The organism is Flavobacterium sp. 1 (assembly GCF_002797935.1).
Lineage (GTDB): Bacteria > Bacteroidota > Bacteroidia > Flavobacteriales > Flavobacteriaceae > Flavobacterium.
This window is the reverse complement of the sequence record NZ_PGER01000001.1, coordinates 2,477,949-2,500,733: the sequence shown is the minus strand read 5'-3', so window position 1 is coordinate 2,500,733 and position 22,785 is coordinate 2,477,949. Positions and strand designations below refer to the sequence as shown.

At 33.9% G+C, this 22,785-nt stretch carries 21 protein-coding genes; 1 reads left to right on the top strand and 20 read right to left on the bottom strand.

All coding sequences use genetic code 11. The features are described from left to right. Window positions 1-14 precede the first annotated feature (14 nt). Window positions 15-3,224, bottom strand: coding sequence for a TonB-dependent receptor (locus CLU83_RS09985; RefSeq protein WP_100431473.1), 3,210 nt, complete (start codon window positions 3,222-3,224; stop codon window positions 15-17). Window positions 3,225-3,280: 56 nt separating this feature from the next. After that, window positions 3,281-4,732 (bottom strand): glycoside hydrolase family 28 protein, encoded by a 1,452-nt coding sequence (locus CLU83_RS09980; protein WP_232727042.1) that lies wholly within the window; start codon window positions 4,730-4,732, stop codon window positions 3,281-3,283. 296 nt (window positions 4,733-5,028) lie between these two features. Here CLU83_RS09980 and CLU83_RS09975 point away from each other — a divergent pair, with 296 nt between their 5' ends. Further along, window positions 5,029-6,054 (top strand): LacI family DNA-binding transcriptional regulator, encoded by a 1,026-nt coding sequence (locus CLU83_RS09975; RefSeq protein WP_100431471.1) that lies wholly within the window; start codon window positions 5,029-5,031, stop codon window positions 6,052-6,054. 114 nt (window positions 6,055-6,168) lie between these two features. On the opposite strand, the gene CLU83_RS09970 is transcribed toward CLU83_RS09975, so the two are convergent. The 18 genes from CLU83_RS09970 to CLU83_RS09890 all read right to left on the bottom strand — a co-directional run bounded on the left by CLU83_RS09970 (window position 6,169) and on the right by CLU83_RS09890 (window position 22,763). Further along, on the bottom strand, window positions 6,169-7,785 hold the full coding sequence (locus CLU83_RS09970; protein ID WP_100431470.1) for a UxaA family hydrolase: 1,617 nt from the start codon (window positions 7,783-7,785) through the stop codon (window positions 6,169-6,171). A 27-nt stretch (window positions 7,786-7,812) separates the two neighbouring features. Continuing rightward, entirely contained in the window at window positions 7,813-9,255 is a 1,443-nt protein-coding gene (locus CLU83_RS09965; protein ID WP_100431469.1) for a tagaturonate reductase, read from the bottom strand. Window positions 9,256-9,439: 184 nt separating this feature from the next. After that, window positions 9,440-10,111, bottom strand: coding sequence for a bifunctional 4-hydroxy-2-oxoglutarate aldolase/2-dehydro-3-deoxy-phosphogluconate aldolase (locus tag CLU83_RS09960; RefSeq protein ID WP_100431468.1), 672 nt, complete (start codon window positions 10,109-10,111; stop codon window positions 9,440-9,442). Window positions 10,112-10,125: 14 nt separating this feature from the next. Beyond that, complete coding sequence (locus tag CLU83_RS09955; RefSeq protein ID WP_100433692.1) at window positions 10,126-11,148, bottom strand: sugar kinase; 1,023 nt, start codon at window positions 11,146-11,148, stop codon at window positions 10,126-10,128. A gap of 4 nt (window positions 11,149-11,152) precedes the next feature. Beyond that, complete coding sequence (gene uxaC, locus CLU83_RS09950) at window positions 11,153-12,553, bottom strand: glucuronate isomerase (RefSeq protein WP_100431467.1); 1,401 nt, start codon at window positions 12,551-12,553, stop codon at window positions 11,153-11,155. 21 nt (window positions 12,554-12,574) lie between these two features. Continuing rightward, window positions 12,575-13,369: a gluconate 5-dehydrogenase gene (locus CLU83_RS09945; protein WP_100431466.1), complete on the bottom strand. Its 795-nt coding sequence runs from the start codon at window positions 13,367-13,369 to the stop codon at window positions 12,575-12,577. 26 nt (window positions 13,370-13,395) lie between these two features. Then, window positions 13,396-14,232: a 5-dehydro-4-deoxy-D-glucuronate isomerase gene (gene kduI, locus CLU83_RS09940; RefSeq protein WP_100431465.1), complete on the bottom strand. Its 837-nt coding sequence runs from the start codon at window positions 14,230-14,232 to the stop codon at window positions 13,396-13,398. A gap of 270 nt (window positions 14,233-14,502) precedes the next feature. Then, window positions 14,503-15,927, bottom strand: coding sequence for an MFS transporter (locus tag CLU83_RS09935; protein ID WP_100431464.1), 1,425 nt, complete (start codon window positions 15,925-15,927; stop codon window positions 14,503-14,505). Between the two features lie 388 nt (window positions 15,928-16,315). Further along, entirely contained in the window at window positions 16,316-16,987 is a 672-nt protein-coding gene (locus tag CLU83_RS09930) for a PolC-type DNA polymerase III (protein WP_100431463.1), read from the bottom strand. After that, complete coding sequence (locus CLU83_RS09925; protein WP_100431462.1) at window positions 16,987-18,906, bottom strand: DUF294 nucleotidyltransferase-like domain-containing protein; 1,920 nt, start codon at window positions 18,904-18,906, stop codon at window positions 16,987-16,989. Before CLU83_RS09925 ends, CLU83_RS09930 begins: the two co-directional genes overlap by 1 nt. Window positions 18,907-18,958: 52 nt before the next feature. Further along, the gene (gene nrtS, locus CLU83_RS09920) at window positions 18,959-19,189 is read right to left on the bottom strand and encodes a nitrate/nitrite transporter NrtS (RefSeq protein WP_100431461.1); all 231 of its coding nucleotides are present in this window, start codon (window positions 19,187-19,189) and stop codon (window positions 18,959-18,961) included. A gap of 1 nt (window position 19,190) precedes the next feature. Next, window positions 19,191-19,961: a TerC family protein gene (locus tag CLU83_RS09915; protein WP_100431460.1), complete on the bottom strand. Its 771-nt coding sequence runs from the start codon at window positions 19,959-19,961 to the stop codon at window positions 19,191-19,193. Window positions 19,962-20,010: 49 nt separating this feature from the next. Then, window positions 20,011-20,385: a DNA topoisomerase IV gene (locus CLU83_RS09910; RefSeq protein ID WP_100431459.1), complete on the bottom strand. Its 375-nt coding sequence runs from the start codon at window positions 20,383-20,385 to the stop codon at window positions 20,011-20,013. Between the two features lie 21 nt (window positions 20,386-20,406). Continuing rightward, on the bottom strand, window positions 20,407-20,544 hold the full coding sequence (locus CLU83_RS22085; RefSeq protein WP_157802058.1) for a hypothetical protein: 138 nt from the start codon (window positions 20,542-20,544) through the stop codon (window positions 20,407-20,409). A 69-nt stretch (window positions 20,545-20,613) separates the two neighbouring features. Next, window positions 20,614-21,189 (bottom strand): DUF1572 family protein, encoded by a 576-nt coding sequence (locus CLU83_RS09905; RefSeq protein ID WP_100431458.1) that lies wholly within the window; start codon window positions 21,187-21,189, stop codon window positions 20,614-20,616. A gap of 28 nt (window positions 21,190-21,217) precedes the next feature. Continuing rightward, complete coding sequence (gene tnpA / locus CLU83_RS09900) at window positions 21,218-21,682, bottom strand: IS200/IS605 family transposase (RefSeq protein ID WP_100431457.1); 465 nt, start codon at window positions 21,680-21,682, stop codon at window positions 21,218-21,220. 290 nt (window positions 21,683-21,972) lie between these two features. Further along, entirely contained in the window at window positions 21,973-22,545 is a 573-nt protein-coding gene (locus CLU83_RS09895; RefSeq protein WP_100431456.1) for a pentapeptide repeat-containing protein, read from the bottom strand. Then, window positions 22,545-22,763: a DUF6095 family protein gene (locus CLU83_RS09890; protein WP_100431455.1), complete on the bottom strand. Its 219-nt coding sequence runs from the start codon at window positions 22,761-22,763 to the stop codon at window positions 22,545-22,547. Before CLU83_RS09890 ends, CLU83_RS09895 begins: the two co-directional genes overlap by 1 nt. Window positions 22,764-22,785: the final 22 nt, after the last annotated feature.

The following is a 22,785-nucleotide window of genomic DNA, read 5'->3' as shown; positions in this document are numbered from 1 at the left end:
CTTGAAGTGTTTAATTAAAAATTAAGGTTTAAACCAAAAACAAATTGTCTGCTGCGCGGATATGCTGAATAATCAACACCAGGCGTAAGAGGTGTAGCCCTTCTTGTATTAACCTCAGGATCTGGACCTGAATAATTTGTCCAAACAAAAACGTTAGATACAGTACCGTAAAATCTCAATTTACTAATTCCTATTTTAGAATTAAAGAACTCTGGAGCGGTGTAACCCAATGTTAGTGTGTTTAGCCTTAAAAATGAGCCATCTTCAACAGCCCAGTCATTAAAAACAAACTGTTTCATATATGGTGACCACATAGTAGTGTTAGCATTTAATGCTGTTAATGCAGTTGGGTCTGTTACTAATTGGCCTGATACAGGATCAAGATTTGTCCATCTTTGCCCATCTGCCATTTCAGTAGTTAAGTTTCTATATTGTCCATTTGGATTAGAGGTAGTAAATTCAACTTTATTAGCGTTATAAATATCATTGCCATAGCTCCAGTTGAATGCAGCCGAAAGATCAAATCCATAAGCATTAGCGTTAATCACCATACCTCCGGTGTTTTTTGGATTAGAATCTCCAATAACAGTTTGATCTTTTGAATCTATAATACCATTCCCATCAAGATCTTTTAATTTCATGTATCCAGGCTGTACAGCTCCTACAATTCCTGTAGCATCAGCAACGCCAGTTTTTAATGTGTATTTTGTTCCATCATAAGTAAAGTCCGATACTTCGTAACGTCCAGCATTTTGATATCCATACATTATGCCTATTGGTGAACCAACTTTTACTGCATAATCATTAGTAATTTGAGAAGATGCCCAATTTGTTGAAGTATAAAAATCACTCATAACTCCAAGAGAATTGATGTTGTTCTTGTTTACTCCAATATTGAATGAAAAATTCAAGCCATACTTTTCTCGTTGTATTGCGGCTACGTTCAAAGTAGCTTCGTAACCTGTGTTTTGCGTTTCTCCCATATTTCGGTATTGATTGTTGTAACCAACTCCTGCAATTGGAAATAATATTAACAGGTCTTGCGTTTTATTTTTATACATTTCTAGAGAACCGTTGATACGGCTTTTGAAAAAATCAAAATCTAAACCTAAGTTTTGTGTTATGGTAGTTTCCCATTTTAAGTCTGGATTTGCTAACGTTTTAGATGGTGCCCATTGGCTAGTGCTATTATTTATCCAAGTAGAATTTCCAGAGAGAAAACTTTGAGTAGTTTGTCCAGTTGGAATATTATTATTTCCTGCCTCTCCATAACTTGCTCTTATTTTAAGTGAGCTTATCCAATCTACATTTTTAAGAAAGTTTTCTTCAGAAATTTTCCATGCAATTGCTCCAGCTGGGAAATATCCCCATTTGTTGCCTGTCGTAAATTTACTAGAGCCATCTCCGCGGTAAGTAGCAGTAACTAGATATTTGTTTTTATAGTCATAATTGGCTTGTCCAAAAAATGAAAGTAATTTATCATCCGGACTATAAAAGTTATCTATAGATTGTGCTATACCTTGTGAAGTAAGTTTTTGAGCTTGATCAAAACCAAAATCCTTAGGATAAGCATGAATGGTAGATGTCATTGTGTTTGAAGTAGTGTTTATCATTTCTTGTCCCGCAAGAAGTCTTAAATGATGATCAGAACCTAATAATTTTTTAAAATCATAATTCAATGTGTTCGCATTTCTGAAGGTAGTGTTTTTTTGATCTGTGATTACCATGGCTGGCATACCTTGATTTGCAGCAGCAGGAATGTTAGCTACATAATAGGTAGAACGGCCATAAAAACGATAATCTTGATTATTGCGGTTGTCTAATCCAAATTCTGATTTAAATACAAGATTATCAATTAATTTCCAAGAAAAACTGCCAAGCATATTGAAGTTTTTTCTTAATTGCTGACGATCGTTATCTGCAGTAGCTACAAAAGGATTCACAAGATAACTTGAAATAGCTTCATCTGTATTGTCTGTAGTTAAACCTGGTAGTGGAATTGGTGCATAACCAACAGCATGACGCAAACGGGCATCGGCTGATGATACCTCTTTTACTTCATTAGTTCCACCACCATTTATTTCTGTATCAGAATAGCGTGTAGTAAATGAAAGATCAATTTTATCACTAACCTTACTATTTAATGCTAACGATATGTTATTTCTGTTAAAATCAGAACCAACCATAATTGCTTTCTCATCATAATGTGCATAGTTAAAATTGTAATTGATTTTGTCAGATCCTCCGCGGATACCTAAATCACGGCTTTGAACTTCTCCAGTCTGACCGTAAATTTGTTTTTGCCAATTATCTCCTTTTACACCATTGTATAAATCATGATCTTGCCATGCTCCGAAATATTTTTCATAAGTGCTGACATCTTTTTTTAATAAAGCATACTCATACTGCCACTTAACGAAATCTTCTGTTGAGAGAACATCAATCTCATTTGCCATTTTTTTCATCCCATAATACATGTTGAAATTAACAGACATTTTACCGTTTTTACCTTTTTTGGTAGTATAAATAACAACTCCATTTGCTCCTCTCGAACCATAGATTGCCGTAGATGATGCGTCTTTCAAAACGGTCTGAGACTCAATATCAGAAGGAGAAATATCATTGATGCTGTTTACAGGAAATCCATCAACAATTATTAATGGTGATGCATCTTGAGTCAAAGAGCCTCCTCCACGGATTCTGATTTTAATTTCTGAATCCGGAGAACCTTCTGAAGAGGTTACAGAAACTCCTGCGATACGCCCGGTTAAAGCTTCTCCAATATTTGCAACTGGATTTTTTCTAAGTTCAGCACCCGAAAGAGTAGAAACAGCACCTGTCAAATCAGATTTTTTTACTGTTCCATATCCAACAACTACAACTTCGTTTAGTGTGTTTGAATCGTCAGCTAATGAAACATCTAGTCTAGTTTTTCCTGCTGTTGGAATTTCTTTAGTTTTAAATCCTACAAACGAAAAACTTAAAACAGCTCCTTGTTTTGTGAGTTTTATGGTGTATTTTCCATCAAAATCTGTACTAGTACTGTTTTTTGTGCCTTTTTCTATAATATTTACACCTGGCAAGGTTAAGCCCGAAGCATCTTTGACAGTGCCTTCTAGTGTTAGATTCTGTGCAATTGTTTTATTGCTCATCAGAAACACCAGAAAAAGAGTAAAAACAAAATAGCTTTTTGCTCTTTTTTTAATTGAACGTTTATTGGTCATAAATTTTTTTTTAATGATTAATTGATTGGTTTTTTGGCTTTAATTTTTTTGGTTTTTTAGTCTTTCATTAATTTTCCATTGATATAAGTGTTAATAAATTTGAAATTAATTACGTTTTCGACTGAGTAAGGCTGTTTTACATTTTCGATAATTACATCTTTAAAAGTGATGTTTTTGATAGGGGATTCTTTATACCCTTTTGCCAATATGCTATACTTTCCGCCGTTTTTTACTTTTACATTTTCCAGATAGATGTTTTCTATTCTAGGGATAAAGGTTCCGTTTTGATTGCCATGCACATTATAAAACATATCTATTTTTAATACGGCTTCTTTAACTTGTCCCACCTCTATGTTTCTAACATAAAAGTTTTCTATTAACCCTCCTCTTTTTGAATTAGTTTTTAAACGAATGGCGATATCTAAATTTGGACTGTCCATCTTGCAGTTTTCTACATATACATTGCTTACGCCACCAGAAATTTCGCTTCCAATTGTTACGCCGCCATGACCATCGAACATGTTGCAGTTTTGGACAATTATATTTTCACTTTTCATAGCGACTCTTCTTCCGTCAGCATCACGTCCTGATTTTATCGCAATACAATCGTCTCCCGTATTGAATGTGCAGTTTTTGATAATTACATTTTTAGAATACTCAGGGTCGCAGCCGTCATTGTTTGGCCCATGGCTATTGATATTGACGCCATCTACGATTAAGTTCTCTGATTTGATAGGATGTATAACCCAAAAAGGGGCGTTAATGATATTGATATTCTGTATAAGGATATTTTTGCATTCAAAAAATTCTACAAAATTGGGTCTCAAATAATGGCCTTCTCCAAATATTCTTTCAGAAACAGGGATATTGTTTTCAGCCATTTCTACTAAACGCAATCGATTGAGAGGATCTGTTTGAGAAGGAGTTCCCTTTTTCCATCCATATTGTTCGCTGTTACACCATGGCCACCAGTTTTCATTGTTTGCCTGGCCGTTTAAAGTTCCTTCTCCAGTTATGGCTACATTATTTTTTTGATAGGCATAAACTAAAGGGGAGTAGTTCATAAATTCGGTTCCTTCAAAAGAAGTATGAACTAATGGATAATAATCTTTTGGATTTGTACTGAAAAGAATTTCGGCATCTTTATCTAAATGAAAATTTACATTGTTTTCTAAATGAATTGCATGAGAGAGGTATTTTCCTTTTGGAACCAATACTATGCCACCTCCATTTTTGCTGCATTCTTGAATCGCTTTTGTTATTGCTTCAGTGTTATCAACTGTAATATTTGATTGTGCGCCATAGTGAAGTATATTATAAGTTTTATTTGGAAAGCTTGGGTATTTAACTGACTTAATAATAGACTGCATTTTTTTCCATTGCTCTTTTGATTGATTGTTGCCTTGCGAAAAAACGGAAAACCCCACTAATAAGGCACAGGCAAAATTAATAGCAGTCATTTTACTTGTGTTTTTTTTCAAAATGGTGTACGTATAGAATAGCTTCATTGTGCTTTATTTTGAATGTGTAAATGCAATTATGCAATCGATTACACAAACCTACATATAATTTTTATATAAACAAAAAAAAGTCTAAAAAAAAAGTATAAATAAAATTAAATCGTGATATTTTTAATATATTGTTAGTTTTATATATGCTTTTGTGTTTTTTTTAAGATTAGTACCCTGCTTTGAAAACAAAAATTATGGAATAAATTAATTTTTATGCAATCGATAACATTAATCGCTTTTTGTTGAATTTTTTATTTATTTTTACCGAAATAATTGTATATCTTAATTCCAGAATGGATCAAAAAACAACAATCTACGATATTGCAAAAGCTCTTGACATAACGGCTGCGACTGTTTCAAGGGCTTTGAATAACAATCCGAAAATCAGTGAAGTTACCAGAAAACTGGTATTAGAAACTGCTGCTAAAATGAATTATAAACAAAACAGGCTGGCACAATCTCTTCGCTCAGGCAAAAGCAATAATGTAGGTGTTATTGTGCCGCGTATTGACAGTAATTTTTTTGCTTCTGTAATTAGAGGGATTGAAGAGGAATTGAACCCAGAAGGCTACCATGTTATTATTTGTCAGACTAATGAAGACGAAACAAGACAGTCTGAAAATATTACTACGTTATTGAATGCACAAGTTGATGGAATTTTGATGTCTATATCAAATGTTTCAGAAGAAAATGACTATGTAATAAAAAATGTAGTGAATAAAAATGTGCCTTTAATCTTTTTCGACAGAAAGAAAGAAATGCAAGGCGTTAGCTCTGTAACTATTAATGACTTTGAAGGCGGTTATCTGGCGACAAAGAATCTTATTGAGCAAGGTTGTCAGCGTATTGCTCATTTGACAGGAGATCAATCACTGGAAATTTTTGAAAACAGAAATAAAGGATATAAAAAGGCATTACTTGACAGCGGTTTAGCATGTAATGAAAACTATGTTTTTCAGACTAAAAGTAATGTTGATGCAGGAAGACAGGCTGTTGAAAGATTGTTGAGCTTAAATCCTCCACCAGACGGAATTTTCTCTTCAAGTGATTTTGCAGCGTTAGGAGCTATTCAGGAACTGAAAGAAAGAGGAGTGAAGATCCCTGAAGATTTTTGTGTTTTTGGTTTTGGTAATGAGCCTTTTACACGTTTTATGGAATTATCTATTTCATCCGTTGACCAATCACCGCTGGAGATGGGAAAAATGGCTGCAAAAGTTTTTTTGGAACAAATACAAAATACGGATAATATAAAAATTGAAAAGAAAGTGGTGCTTACTCCTACACTGCATATCCGAAAATCATCTACTAGAATAAAATAATTAGTAAGACATTGTTTAACCTGAGTAAGGTCGTTTAAAAATCAAAAAGCTGTTAGAAAATGAATTCTAACAGCTTTTTTTTGAACAAAATAATCTAAAAAACTTTCTTCGATATTATAATGATACTCCTCTTTTCCAAGGAATAAAATCATTTTGATTTAAAATAGCCGCTTTAGTTTTGATATCACCACTAGCTACATTGATAATAAATTCCAGCATTTCGTCCGCCATTTCATTGATTGATTTTTCACCTGTGATAATTCCACCAGTGTCAATATCTATAATATCAGACATTTTTGTAGCCAATTGAGTGTTTGAAGATATTTTTACAACCGGAGCAATTGGATTTCCTGTTGGAGTTCCTAAACCTGTTGTAAATAATACCATATTCGCTCCAGAACCTACCATTGCTGTTGTGCATTCTACGTCATTTCCAGGAGTACATAACAATGTAAAACCTGGTTCATTGATATATTCTCCATAATCGTAAACGCCTACGATTGGTGAAGTTCCTCCTTTTTTGGCAGCACCTGCCGATTTCATGGCATCAGTAATCAAACCGTCTTTAATGTTACCTGGAGATGGATTCATGTCAAATCCAGAACCTGCATCCACAACTGTTTTTTCGTACCATTGCATTAATTCTAAGAAACGTTTACCGTCTTTATCATCCACACAACGGTTTACCAACTCCTGTTCTACACCACATAATTCTGGGAATTCAGAAAGAATTGTAGTTCCTCCTAAAGCAACCAATTTATCAGACAAAACACCTAATGTTGGGTTAGCAGAAATACCTGAAAATCCATCAGAACCACCACACTCTAAACCAATTCTTAATTTTGATAATGGAGTAGGAGTTCTTTTAATTTTATTGGCTTCTTTGATAGCGGCGAAAGAATCTTTTACTACGGTACTCAACATTTCTTCGATAGTTCCAATTTGTTGTTGGTCGTAAATCAAAACAGGTTTATCACTGTTTGGATTAATCGCCTTCATAGCGTCTTGGAAAATAGATATTTGCAAGTTTTGACAGCCTAAACTCAAAACAGTAGCACCAGCCACGTTTGGATTGTTTACGTATCCAGCCAAAAGCTTAGCCAAAGAGTGTGAATCCTGACGAATGCCGCCACAACCACCTTGATGTTGGATGAATTTTACTTCAATATTTTCAAACAAATCTACTTCGTTTGATTTTGCAACAACATCTTCAGCACCTTTTTCAGTATTTACCAAAGAACGAAGCAACAATTGGTAATCGTTTTCTTTAGGTTTAGATAATTCTTTTTCAAAAATACCTTTTAAGATTTCTATGTTTCTGTTTTCACAAAAAACCAATGGAAAAAACAACCAAACATTTTCTGTTCCTACTTGCCCGTCTGTTCTTTGGTATCCATTGAAGGTTCTGTCTTTCCATTTATCAACATTAGGAACTGTCCAACCTATAGATTCGGTTTTAGCAGTTACCTTTGCACTTTCGTGTTTTACATTTTCAGTAGAAAGCAGTCCGCCTTTTGCAATTGGAGCACTCGCTTTACCTACCAAAACACCATACATAATAATGCGTTCTCCTGTTTCAAAAGGATACATCGCAATTTTATGTTTCATTTTCACATCAGTTTCGATGGTGATGTCTTCACCTTCAAAATTGATAACTTCTCCAGCAACTAGATTAACTAATGCTACAGCAACATTATCAGATGGATTTACTTTTATTAATTTCTTTTGCATGATACTGATTTTTTAGAAAATTCTAAATTAGAATTGTGAACTGAAATTATTGAATCCTTTTTCAATTCCGTTGGCTTCTATTTCATTCAAAGCTACTATTATAGCTTCTGATAAACCGTTAATTTTTGTTAAATCTTCACCCCAAAACTCTGTGTTCGCTAAGATTGTATTTACAATTAAATCTAAAGATCCTAATTGCCAAGCATTTTTAAATGCTTCAACTAATTCTGGAGTATCTTTTACAGGTAATGCTTCATTATTCCAAGTTCCTTTGTAGAATTGGATTAAACAGGCTAATGAGAAAGTTAAATTAGTAGGAACCGTTTTATTAGCATTATAATGTCCTAACAAACTTGGTAAAACTCTTACTTTGAATTTTGATATAGAATTTAAAGCAATATCAGCAAGTGCATGTTTGATAAATGGATTTTTAAATCGATCCATTACTTCTTCAGTATAGGCAAGGATTTCATTTTTGTCCATATCAAGCGTACCGCTAATTTCATTAATAACGCCGTTTACAAATTTTCCAGTGAAATCTCCGTTAACGGTTTCCATTACTAATTTGTTTCCGTACAAAAGTGAAATAGGAACCATTGCTGTATGTGCACCATTCAAAATACGAACTTTAATCATTTTGTAAGGACGTATATCGTCAACAATCTTCACATTCAAATCCGTTTTGTGGAAAGGTAATTTTTGTTTCAAATCATCGCCGCCTTCAATAGCCCAAAGGAAGAATGGTTCTGCGGCAACAATTAAATTATCCTGATAATCTAATTTGCTATTGTATTCTTCAATCTCAGCTCTTGGATATCCAGGGACGATTCTGTCAACCAATGTACTGTGATATGTACAAGCTTCTGATACCCAAGTTTTAAATGAGTCCTCTAACTTCCATAAATCACAATATTGCAAAATATATTTTTTTAAAGTCTCAGAGTTATAATCAATCAATTCACAAGGGATAATAGTCAATCCTTTGGAAGCATTTCCATTGAAATGTTTGAATCTTTCATATAGCAAAACAGTCAATTTTGCAGGAAATGAAACTGGTGGCTGCATGTCTGGAGTATCACTTTCAATGAATTCAATTCCAGCTTCTGTAGTATTTGAAACAATAAATTGAAGTTCTTCTTCTCTTGCTAACGCTAAATAATCTGCAAAATCAGTATATGGATTTATAGATTTTACAATATTTGAAATTAACTCAATGTCCTGAATCTTTTCACCTTTTTTAATTCCATTCATAAACAAAGTGTAAAGACCATCTTGATTGTTAATCATGTTAATCATACCCTCTTTCAATGGCTGAACTATTGCAATTCCAGCATTTAAATCAACTTCCTTATTAAGCCTTTGAAAAGCGTAATCAACGAATGCTCTTAGGAAATTCCCCTCTCCGAATTGAATTACTTTAATAGGCTGTAATTTTTCTAATCCTAAATTTTTTCTATTTAAATTTTTCATTTTTTCCTTTACTATTTATTTATCGGCTTGTTTAAGCCTTATATTTATTTATAATAATAAGCGACTAATGCTCTAAATGTCAGTTTTTAATCCTTTAATGAGGATTGGGGATTAAATTCTTTTCCTCTAGTATTCAATCGCTTATTTAGCTTTTTAAACCTTATGAAAGGTGTATAAGTAATCCTTATTTTTGTCTAATTTCTTTAATTGTAGCTAACGTTTTTCTAACAATATCTTCCAATAAGACCACATCTTGGTTTTTCAATATTTCGTTAGTAATTAGTTGTGAACCCATACCTACACATACCGCACCTGCATCAAACCAACTTGTTAGATTATCTTTGGCAGTTGTAACTCCTCCCGTAGGCATGATGCTTGTCCAAGGGCAAGGTCCTTTTACGCCTTTTATGAATTGAGGGCCATAAATTTCACCAGGAAAAAGTTTCACAATCTCACAACCTAATTCTTCTGCTCTTGCAATTTCGGTAAGTGATGCACAACCGGGTGACCACAATACTTTTCTGCGGTTGCAGGCAATAGCTATATCTTCTCTGAAAACTGGAGTAACAATAAAATTTGCTCCTAACTGCATATAAAGAGAAGCTGCGGCAGCATCTGTAATAGATCCTACTCCTAGAATCATTCCAGGTAATTCTGCTATCGCATATTTATTAAGTTCACCAAAAATTTCAAAAGCAAAATCTCCTCTGCTGGTAAATTCCATTAATCGGGCGCCGCCATCATAACATGCTTTAAGCACTTTTTTTGCTAATGATACATCAGTATGATAAAATAAAGGAACTAATCCTGTTTCTTTCATTACTGCTGCAACTTCAATTCTTGTATATTTTGCCATAACTATTTTATGTTTTATCTAGATACTAATCCGGCAGAATCACCATCTGCCATGTTTTGTACTTCTTTTAAGGTTGCCAAGTTGTAATCTCCTGCAATGGTATGTTTTAAACAGCAAGCTGCAACTGCAAAGTTTAATGCTTTTTGACTATTATTTGGATATTCTAATAAACCGTAAATTAATCCTCCCATAAAGGCATCACCGCTTCCAACTCGATCAATAACAGGTGTAACTTCTTTTACAGCTCCTTGATATATTGCTTTTCCGTCAAATAGTACACCGCCTATTCTTTGATGCGAAGCACTTACGGAATAACGTAATGTCGTGGCAACTGTTTTTAAATTAGGCAGTAAATCAAATAAGGCTGTATATAAAACAGGAAGTGATTTTTCGTCTTGATAGTTTGGATTTACTTTAGCTTTTCCTAACATAAAATATGCAGTATCAATATCTCCTAAAATTACGTTGCAGTATTGCAGTAATTCTGGCATAACTTCGCTTGGAGTTTTTCCATATTGCCATAGTTTTGATCTGTAATTTAAATCACATGATATGGTTAATCCTAATTTATGAGCTACTTTGATAGCTTCTAAACAAGCCTCGGCTGAACTCTCAGATATAGCGGCCGTAATGCCGCTCCAGTGAAACCAGTTAGCATCTTTTAGTACATTTTCCCAATCGATATTTCCTTTTTCAATAGTTGCCATAGAGCTATGAGCACGGTCATAAACTACATTGCTTCCTCGTGTTCCAGCTCCTGTTTCAAGAAAATAAATTCCTAAACGTTCTCCTCCAAAAATGATGTTTTTGGATTCTACGTTCATTTTTCGCATTTCTCTTAATGCGCATGTTCCAATCTCATTTTCAGGTAATCGTGTTACAAACTCAGTATTTACACCATAATTTGCCAAAGAAACAGCAACATTAAATTCGCCTCCGCCATAAGTTGCCCCAAATGCTGTGGCTTGGCCAAAACGTAAATTTCCTTCTGTTGAAAGGCGTAACATGATTTCTCCGAATGAAACTACTTTATTCATGGTATTAAAATTTGAAATATTCTTTGGCATTATTATAACTAATGTCTGAAACCATTTTACCTATCCACTCAATGTCATTTGGAAGTTCTCCTCTTTTAATTTCATCACCTAAAAGATTACAAAGGATACGTCTAAAATATTCATGTCTTGGAAATGATAAAAAGCTTCTGGAATCCGTCAGCATTCCAATAAAACAACTGATAAGTCCCATATTCGAAAGAGCATTCAATTGTTTGGTCATTCCATCTTTTTGGTCTAAAAACCACCAGCCGGAACCAAATTGTACTTTTCCTCTAACGCTTCCATCATTAAAATTCCCAATCATGGTAGCCATCACTTCGTTGTCGGCAGGATTTAAGTTGTAAATGATTGTTTTTGCCAATTTATCTTTACTGTCCAAAGCATTCAAGAAACCAGATAGTTTTTGAGCCTGCGGATAATCTCCGATAGAATCCCATCCCGTATCAGGTCCAAGGATACGGTGCATACGGGCATTGTTGTTTCTCAATGCACCTAAGTGAAGTTGCTGTACCCATCCAAATTCGTGGTACGTTTCAAATAAAAAGAACAATATGGCGCTTTGAAATTTCAATGCTTCTTCGTTACTCAATGCTGCATTTTCTCTTTTCTTTTTGAAGATGGCATTTACTTCGCTTTCAGTATAGTTTTCAAAGTAAACTTGATCTAAACCATGGTCACATAATTTGCATCCGTTTTTGTCAAAATAGTCAATTCTATTTCTTAAAGCCGTACATAAATCTGAATAAGTATTTATAGTAACGCCAGCCACTTGACCTAATGTGTCAATATAATCGTTGTAGCCGTCATTTGAAATTAAGATCGCTTTATCAGGTCTAAAAGCAGTGCTTACTTTTGTAGTAAAGTCGCTTTTTGTCAATTGTTGATGGTATTCTAAGTTGTCAATTGGATCTTCAGTAGTACATACAAATTCTGCATTTACTTTTTTAAGCAAGTTACGTGTGCTGTATTCCGGAGAATTTATTTTTGCAGAAGCTTGTTCGTAAATTGATTCCGCTGATTTCTCATTTAATAATTCTGTAATATCAAAATAGCGGGCTAATTCTAAATGCGTCCAGTGATACAAAGGATTACGCATTGTATATGGAACTGTTTTTGCCCAATTGATAAATTTATCTTTGTCAGAACCATTTCCAGTTATGAATTGTTCATTGATTCCCAAAGTGCGCATAGCGCGCCACTTGTAGTGATCTCCGTTTATCCATACATTAGTAATATTGTCAAAAATTTTATCTTCGGCAATAAACTGTGGACTTAAGTGATTGTGATAATCAATAATAGGCTGATTTTTAGAATAGTTGTGGTATAATTCTTCAGCGTATTTATTTTCTAGTAAAAAATTATCGTGTATAAATGTTGTACTCATTATAATTTTATTGAAATATTATTACTCGTTTGATGGTTTTCCAATAGTTGCTAGTATTCCACCATCAACATAAAGGATATGACCGTTTACAAAATCACTTGCTTTTGAAGACAAGAATACAGCAGCACCTTGTAAATCTTCTGGATCTCCCCAACGGTTAGCTGGTGTTCTGCTAATAATGAAATCGTTAAATGGGTGTCCGTCTACTCTAATTGGTGCTGTCTGGGTAGTTGCAAAGTATCCAGGTCCAATTCCATTAGTTTGAATGTTAAATTTAGCCCACTCAGTTGCCATACTTTTAGTCAGCATTTTTAAACCGCCTTTTGCAGAAGCATAAGCACTTACAGTATCTCTACCTAATTCGCTCATCATTGAACAGATGTTGATGATTTTTCCTCCGGTTCCACGAGCAATCATTCCTTTAGCAACTGCTTTTGACATGATAAAAGGACTAATTAAATCTACATTGATTACCTCTGAAAAATCTTTAACTTCCATTTCAATAATTGGAGTTCTTTTGATGATTCCTGCGTTATTGATTAAAATATCGATTGGACCAACTTCAGCTTCTATTTTTTTTATATTTTCGATTACGGCAACTTCATCCGTTACATCAAATATATATCCGTAAGCATCAATTCCTACTGATTTGTATTCAGCAACAGCATTATCAACTATTTCTTGTGAAGAACGGTCATTTATTACAATTTTTGCACCAGCATGACCAAGTCCTTTTGCCATTGCCATTCCAAGTCCATGAACTGCCCCAGTTACGAGTGCTGTTTTTCCAGTTAAATCAAAAAGGTTGATTGACATAAATTTTTTATTTAATAGTTACTAATTTATCTTAATTCTGTTATTTTGCAGACATCCATATCTCCATAGTCTAAGTTTTCGCCAGCCATTCCCCAAATAAACGTATAGTTGCTTGTGCCTGAACCAGAGTGAATTGACCATGGCGGAGAAATAACAGCCTGATGATTGTTCATCCAAATATGTCTTGTTTCCTGCGGTTGTCCCATAAAGTGGCAAACTGCCTGGTTTTCTGGAATGTCCAAATAGAAATAAACTTCCATTCTGCGATCATGAACGTGAGCAGGCATAGTGTTCCAAACACTTCCAGGTCTTAATTCAGTCATACCCATCTGCAATTGACAAGTAGTAACTACACCACCAATAATCATTTGATTTACTGTACGGTGATTGGCTGTTTCCATTGTGCCCAGTTCCAGTTTTTTAGCTTCAGCTAAGCTTACTTTTTTAGTTGGATAATTAGTATGGGCAGGAGCAGAGTTGATATAAAATTTAGCAGGATTTTTTGAATCGGCACTTTTGAAAATTACTTCTTTGTTACCGCTTCCAATATATAAGGCATCTTTAAAACCTAATTCATAAGTTGTTCCTTCAACAACAACAGAGCCATTCCCGCCAACATTTATAATTCCCATTTCTCTGCGCTCTAAGAAGTAACCAGCTTTCAATGGATCTATTGTTTCCAATGTTAAATCTTTAACTGGTACTGCCGAACCCGCAATATAACGGTCATAATGAGAATAAGTTAATGTAATCTCATCTTCCTTCATTAAATCATCAATCAGGAATTCGTCTCTTAACTGTTTTGTATCATATTGTTTTACCGCATCAGGGCTAGAAGCGTATCTTGAACTATATTTTGTCATGGTATAAAGTTTAATGTAATCGATTGCACAAAAGTAATTTTTATAATTTAAATATCAATAATTATATGATATTTTTTTCAAAACTAGACAATCTTACGATTTCAATGAGCAACCAAATTTGATTTAAAATGATTTAATAGAGTTTAAAATAATTAATAGTAATCAATAAAAAAAGATAATTCCATTTTTGAATTTTAAAACTAAAAACCTTGTAATGTGATAGTTATCTATGTTGTTGATTTCATTTTTTATTGATTACTTAAAATATTATTATAAATCTGTAATTGGACTGTGTTTAGGCACTAATATTTTCATTACTACCCATGCAATCAAATAAGCGCTAGCGCATAATGCAAACATTATTGCATAAGCTGTTTGAACGTGACTCTGAACCAAGGCCTCTGCGGCATCACCAACAAGGTTTTGTGCAGTTGCTGCTGTTTCGCCAATAGCTTTATAATGATCTGTTAAACGTCCAGCAAATTGTTGAACTAAAACACCTCCAATGCCACCAGCTAGTCCTCCAATACCAGTTACAGCCCCAACCGTTTTCTTAGGGAACATATCAGAAACTGTTGTAAACAAGTTTGCCGACCATGCTTGGTGTGCGGCAGCACCAATACAAATTACAATTAATGCGTAGATATAGGCTCTACCTTCAAAATGCGCCACATTTCCAAAGTAGGGAGTAAGAATCAACGCCAAAGGAAGAACTGCAATTATTAGCATTGCAGTCATACGCGCTTTGTATGCTTCCATACCTTTATTCATTAAGAACATTGGTAAACTACCTCCTGAAACACTGCCTATAATAGCAACAGCATAAACTACAAACAGAGGAACCATGATTTCGTGGCCTTCCATATTAAATTGTTGTTTCATAAAGTCAGGTAGCCAGAATAATAAAAACCACCAGATACCGTCGGTTAAAAATTTACCTAATACAAAAGCCCATGTTTGTTTGTAAGCAAATAAACGATGCCATGGGGCTTTAGTGGGAATTTCATCATCTTCGGTTATTGCAACAACTTCATCGTCACTGTGGATGTAATCATATTCGGCTTTTGAGAGACGTTCTTGTCTTGAGGGAGTATCGTAAAGCATATACCAAAAAAACAACCATATAAGTCCAACGGCTCCAGTTATGATGTAAGCCATTTGCCAACCTTGTATAGCTCCGTCAAACCAAACTGCATAGGCAATAGCTGGTACGGCCAAGGATGCAATCATGGCGCCAACATTGGAACCTGAGTTGAAAATACCAATTGCTAATGCTCGTTCTTTTTTAGGAAACCATTCGGCAATAGTTTTATTTGAAGCAGGGAAGTTTCCCGCTTCGCCAATTCCAAATAATGATCGCACAATTGCATGGACTATTGCCAAACTTCCCACAAATGCATTTAAAATCCCAAAAACGGACCAAATAATTAATGAATAAGAAAGACCTTTTTTTGTGCCAATTTTATCAATAACGAATCCTGCAAAAAATGTCATCAAAGCATAAAATCCAGTAAATAGTGAAAGTACAAGTGCATAATCTGTATTACTCCAATTTAGTCCGCCTTTTTCTATTGGCTCTGAAAATAGGGGTTTCAGATATCCAATTACTTGACGATCCATATAATTGATTGTAGTTGCAAAAAAAAGTAAGGCACAAATGGTCCACCTGTATTTACCAATGGTTTGGTTGTTCATAATTTTGTATTTAAATGTTTATGTTGACTATTTTTTTAGATAAATGAAAGATGAACATATCTTTCAAACTTGAAATAAGCAATGTAATCGATTACACAAAAATAATATATTTTTTTTAAATTCCTATTTTTTGACTATTTTTTTTTTGACTACTGGAATTTTAGCTATAAATTATTACTTAATAAGTAATGATTGCCCATTTTTGATGATATTAACAATAAGTTAATTGCGTAAAAACAGCTGATAATTGTGTTTTTCACACTTTTTATTTTAAAATAATATTCGCTTTAAGGGGTTTCTGTGTTTTTTAACAATTCATTAATCAAAATTTGTTGTCTAAAGTCTAATATGTGTGGTTTAAATTTGGAATTTGATATGTATTGTTTTGTTAGTATTTGAACAAATCATTAAGAAGAAATTCGCCTTTTCCTTTTTTTTCTTTTAATTTTTTTACAATTTTCAAGAAGGCAATAGCAGTAATATAAGCATCGCCCATTGCGGTATGGCGGTCTTTTTTGGAAATATCAAATTTATCAGCGAGGTCATCAAGAGCGTAATGGTCTTTATATTCTAATAGATTTGACTTGATAAGTGTTTTTTTGTAGAGAAATGCCGTATCCAAAGTTTTGTTCGTTAGCAGCGGCATACCATTTCGTTCCAATGCACGATTGATCATCGTTATGTCAAATATGGTATGATGGGCAATAATAATTGAATCTCCCAAGAAAATCAAAAACTCTTGCAATACTTCTAATTCGCTGGGTTTATCCATGACAAGATCCTTCAAAATACCATGTATTTGAACACTCTTTTTATCATAATGATCTTGGTGTATGTACTTTTCAAAACTTTCAGAAATAGCAATGACTCCATTGTGCAAAGTAATCGCACCTATGCAGAGCATTCGGTCATTATCATAATCAAAACCAGTGGTTTCAGTGTCTAAGACTACAAAGCGTGTACTTTCAACGCTGTGTAAGAGTGCTTCATCAATTGGTTTTTTTGATATTTTTAAAAAATCAAGCAGGTCTGTTTTCCATTCTTCAAAAATGTTTTTCATTACAATATATTTGATGGATTAAAACGAATGGAGATAATTTCCTGCAGTTCTTTAATGGTTTTAAAGGTGCTTTTCAGTTTGATTTTTTCTAATTTGGTAAGATGTTCTAAGGCAATATATTGCCCGGAATCGTTGTGAAGAAGCCCTTGTTTGGTTCTGAATTTTAAAAGCGCTTTATACGAATAGGCGCAGGATAAGTATAATTCTCTGTTTTGTGGTTCCAATTCTGCCAATTTCTCAAAACGTTCCGGAGTATTGCTGATTGACTTTACCGCATGGGATAAAATCAATACTCTCGCAGCATCACTCAACGGCATTAATGCTCTTCTTTTTATATCGAAGAAATCTTTGTTAGCTCCATCTTGTTCTAATAGAAACTGTCTAAAAAATCCAGTAGGAGATGGACTTTGCAAAGCGCCGCTTACTAAATGAAGATAAAATACGGGGTTTGCTTTGATGTCTTCTAAAATATAGTCGGAGAGTTTGTTCACAAGTTCGCTATCACCATAAGAGAGGCTGTAATCAAAAAATATAAAGGACAGGAGAACTTCATCTTTTCCAGTATTTGTGATCCAATGGTGTACTAGTTTTTTCCATTCTTCTAGACTTAAACACCATTTTGGGTTAGATGCCATCATTTCGGCAGGACAATATTCGTATCCAATTTCAAATAATCCTTTGTTGACATGAGATGCCAATTCTAAAAAGTATTTTTTAGTTTTCTCTTTTAATTCTTCGGCAACATCTTCATAGACCAAGGCATTATCCTGATCGGTTTGCAATAATTGTTCACTTCGCCCTTGGCTTCCCATGGCCAGCCATCCAAATTTTACTGGCGGCGGTGTACTCATTTTTTTTAAAGCTATAGTAATAACCTGCTGAATACAAACATCATTTAATTCGGTGATGATTTTTGATGTCAATGTTATTGGTATGTTTTGATCTAAATAGCCTTGCAGCAATTGCATGATACTAGCTCGTATGGGTTTTATTTCCTTGTATTTTTTGGCTCTTTTCACAGCTTTTATTAATACAGCTGGATTATTTCCTAATGATACCATCACGTCGTGTTTGGAAAGAATACCAATGGCTTTAGTATTTGGCGTACCATCTTTAGTTAGGCATATATGGCTGATGTTACTTTTCATCATGGCCATTTGCGCTTGTGTAGTGGTCAGTTTTTTAGGATATGTAATAACGGGACTAGTCATTATTATTGAGGCAGCCGATGTAATGGGATACTCGCCGGTAACAATTTTATTTCTTAAATCTTTATCTGTAATAATGCCAATAGGAAGCTTATCTTCAACGACAAGTATAGCGCCTACATTTTTTTTGGTCATTATTTGAGCAATCTCTTTGGCAGTGGTTATTGACGAACAGGTTACTATTCTTTTTGAATATTTTACGGGCTGAATATCCAGTATTTTGTGATTAGTATCCAAAAGATCTCCTGCTAAGGTTTCGCCATACAGTTTTCCTCTGTAGCTTTCAGAATAGGGGTTATGTGTATTAGAAGCAAAACTTTGAATTAAAAAATCCCCAACATTTTTATTTACTAAAGCATAGGGTCTGAAAATGTCTATTGGAATAGCATAAAGAATGGTTTCTTCATAAGCTCTCGCTTCCATTTGGTAGTTTTCATTTGCAATGAGAGGTCTTAGTCCAAAGATATCTCCTTCATCACACATATCAATGGTGTCGTTTGTCAGTCCTTTTCTAAGTGCCACTGCGCCTTTATGGACAACATAAAAGGAATCGTGGGTTTCGTCGTTTTCGGCAAAAATAACGCTGTCTTTTTCTTTATAAATAATTGAAATCTGTTCCGAAAGAACTTCAATATCATTTTGATTTAAAAAAGTAAAAGGAGGGAAGTTCTTTAGGAAATCGGCAACTCTCTGCGAAATAGTATTTTTCATGGAATTTGAATAATGTTTTTAAGATTAAGATAAATTGTAAAAAAAAACACAGCTACTTTTCGGCAACTGTGTTTTTAGTATTTGTTTTTTCGAATGATTTTGATGCTAATGTAGAAGAATATAAGGAAACACAAAAAGGAGTTATGTATGTTAATACAATTCTTAAAACATTTTTAAACGTGAAATTGCTTTGCCAAATCACATCATAACTGTTAATCGTGTTCAATATAGTACCCACTACAACGGCAATAATCAAAGCATTTTTTATGTTTTTAGAAAGCATATTATTTCTTTTTAGTCACTCTCATATTTATTATTTCTACAAATAAAGAGAACGAAATGGCAAAATACAAATACCCTTTTGGCACTGGAGTTACATGACTCCCAAAAATAAGAGCATTAGATAAATGAGCACTTTCGGTCAATAACATGAACCCAATTAAAATCAAAAAGGATAAACCTAATATTTGTATCGATGGATGCTTATTTACAAAATTCCCAACAGGAACCGCAAATTGCATCATAATCATAACCGAAATAACAACAGCTGTAATCATGATAACCAAAGCGCCTTCAACACCGTTAGTCATTCCTACAGCAGTCAAAATACTGTCAAAAGAAAAAACCAAGTCAATCATTATAATCTGCAGAATCACACTCTGGAAAGATTTTGCGGCCGCTTTACCCAGTTCTTTTTCTTCATGACCTTTTTCGTCTACTTTTTCACGAATCTCATTAGTGCTTTTATATATCAGGAACAAACCGCCAAATAATAAAATAAGACTTTGACCCGTAACTCCGGCATGCAGCCAGCTCCAGTCAATGCTAAACCAAGGTTTTTTCATTTGGGTTAAAAAATTAATTCCAAACAAAAGCGCAATCCGCATAAACATAGCCAAAAACATACCTACTTTGGTTGCTTTTTTGCGGTCTTCTATGGCTAATTTTCCAGTTGCAATTGAGATAAAAATGATGTTGTCAATACCTAAAACAATTTCGAGAAAAGTCAATGTCAGCAAGGCAATCCAAGCATCGGGGTTCAAAAATACTTCCATTTAATATACTTATGGTTTTAAAATTATGAGTTTCTGCAATCTGAATTTTTTAATCTGCAATCTTGATAACCGTTCCTTTTTGTTTTTGGTCAACACCTACCATTCCAAATTCAAAGGTATAAGAATTTTTGGTAGTTGTCAAGATTTTCATATCAATTGCTTTCTCTTCAGCCTTATTTTTCGGGTGTTTTTTCTGTAAAACGTATTCGCAGTCATTTACCCAACGTACTGTTGAAGTATCTGTTTTGCCTTCAAAAGTCTCAATTTCAATACTATCATTGCGCTCAAATACAGTCGTCTTTTTTACACCATTAATTTCATATTCAAATTTAAATTTTCCGGTTTTAAAGTCGGCACAATTACGCTCCATATCATAGCAGGACATTAGTAGCAGTAATGGGAGGAGCAGTATTATTTTTTTCATTTCTTGGGTTTTATATTTTTATTAGAGCCTAATCCAGCTGTCCGTTACAACTCTTCGGTCTATACCCTTTTTTTCCAATGTCCCAAAAGGAGCTTCCGTTGGTCGCTCTTTTGGAACAGGAAAAAATAGGGTATAGCTCTGCGGGGTTTTCACTTCCATCTGGGGCAAGTATTAGTCATTGACATTGACATTGCTTTTTGTCATTGCAAATGCCATTGAATTTTGCTTTTATTTCAATCTTCTAAATTCTTCTTCTGTAAAATTTTTAATTGATTTCTCTTGTGCAAATTTATCAGCATTATAACTGTTCGATTTATTCTTAGGAATCGATAAACTTTCCCATTCGCTATTTTTAAGTTGTTTGGCATAAAAAACAATTTGTCCAATATGATACGGATAATGCGCCAATTGTCTGTTGATGGCTTCAATAACAGTATGTCCCTCATTCCTAATATAAATAATTTCCGAAAGCTGTTCTGGCTGTAAACTCTCCAAAGTTCCTAAAAAGCAGTCCCAGCCGGCATTCCAAGTAGTTAATACTTGGCCTTTTGTCTGCAAATCATTTTCAAATTCACCATCCCGATTTCTCGTTTCTTTTTCTCCATCGGTGGTCAAGAAATCTGTCCAGCGCGACAGCATATTTCCTGAAAGGTGTTTTATAATCACGGCAATGCTATTTGTATCTTCATTTACAGATACAAAAAGCTGTTCTGGTTCCAGTTGCTCCATTGCTTTTTCTCCCAACATTTTATAGTAGAGAAATTGCTTTTTTACGCTTTCAAGATAGGAAGTTGTTGCATTCATAATGTCTGATTATTATGTTTGTTATTGTTTAATTTTCAAACCATTCGAATAAATATTCATTTTTAAATTCTATATTGAATTTTTCTAAAAAATCTAAATATTCTTCTTTGAAAGTTTTCTTCTGATGATGTGTTTTCTGGTTTTGGATATATTCGATAACATTGCTCAATTGACTATGACTGTATGAAAATGCTCCAAAACCATCCTGCCAATTAAAACCTAATGGACAAAAATTATTGTCTTTTATAAAACTATTTGATGCTTTTTTGATTTCTCTAACCAAATCCGACAAACAGCACGTTGGCCTCATTCCAATAAAGATATGAATATGATCAGGCATTCCATTTATTGTTAATAATTTTTGGTCTTTATTTGTTATTATTCCCGTTATGTATTTATATAATTCTTCTTCCCATGAATGACCAATAAGAGATTTTCGATTTTGAACTGCAAAAACAATTTGAATATAAATTTGGGAATAGGTATTTGCCATATTTGTTTATTCTTAGAATTAATCAAATTTATGTTTTTTGTTGATAGATAAACATTCAACCCCTCCGGAGTTGTTGTAACGTGATTTGTTATTTCTATAGACATATAACCGCTCTGCGGTTTGAAAAACTTTCGTGGATTAAAAATTTATTTTAATTATGTCAATTTTTTTAACCGCAGAGCGGTTATATGTTTATAGAAAACGAATTATATTTTTTGTTCTCGACCCCAGCGGGGTCGCATGTTTTCTGCAAATCTATTGGATTTCTATGTAAGCTCCTCGCTTGGTTTTTACTCAATTTTTATATCGTATTTATCCAAAAGACCAGCAATTCCCTGACTGGAAAATTTAGCTTTTTTCATTGGGTTGAATTCGGGGTCTATTTTATAATTATATGCTGTGGTAAAATCAGCGCCAGCCAAAATAGTATCGTTAAAAATGGCATTGTCCAAATTACAATTCCCAAAAATCGATTGGGTTAAATTGGTCCCGATAAAAGTGACTTCTTTCAAGGAACAGGAATTAAATTTGGTTTTGGGCATTTTTTTATTCGCAAAAGAACTATAGTCCAACATGCAATCTTGAAATTGTACATTAAACAAAAAATCCAGACACGATTGAAATTGAATCCCCATTAGTTTACAGTTCTTGAAGTTTACAGTCTTCAAGCTAGAGCCTCCCAATTGGGTCATCGATAGATTACATTCTATGAATTCACAATCCATAAAACTATTATTCGAAAAATCACTATTCGAAAAATCACAGTTCTTAAAAACGCAATCTTCAAATTCACGATTGTTAATCTTCTTTCCTATATAGGTGATTTTTTCAAATGTCTTTTGAATGTGTATTAGGTCTTCCATTAGTCGTTAAATATGCCTTTCATTATTATTTTTAATCCCACAAACATTAAATACATAGAAGCTAAACAAGCAATGATTCCTATGGCTAAAACCAAATAATGCCAATTGGTATGCTGGTTCATAAAAGCATTATAAATAACGGTTGGGCCAATAAACATGAGCGGTAAAGCACCCGTTAAATATTTAATTCCTTTTGCTAAGTGTTCTTTGTTAGCCATTTTTTGCTAGTTTATCATTATG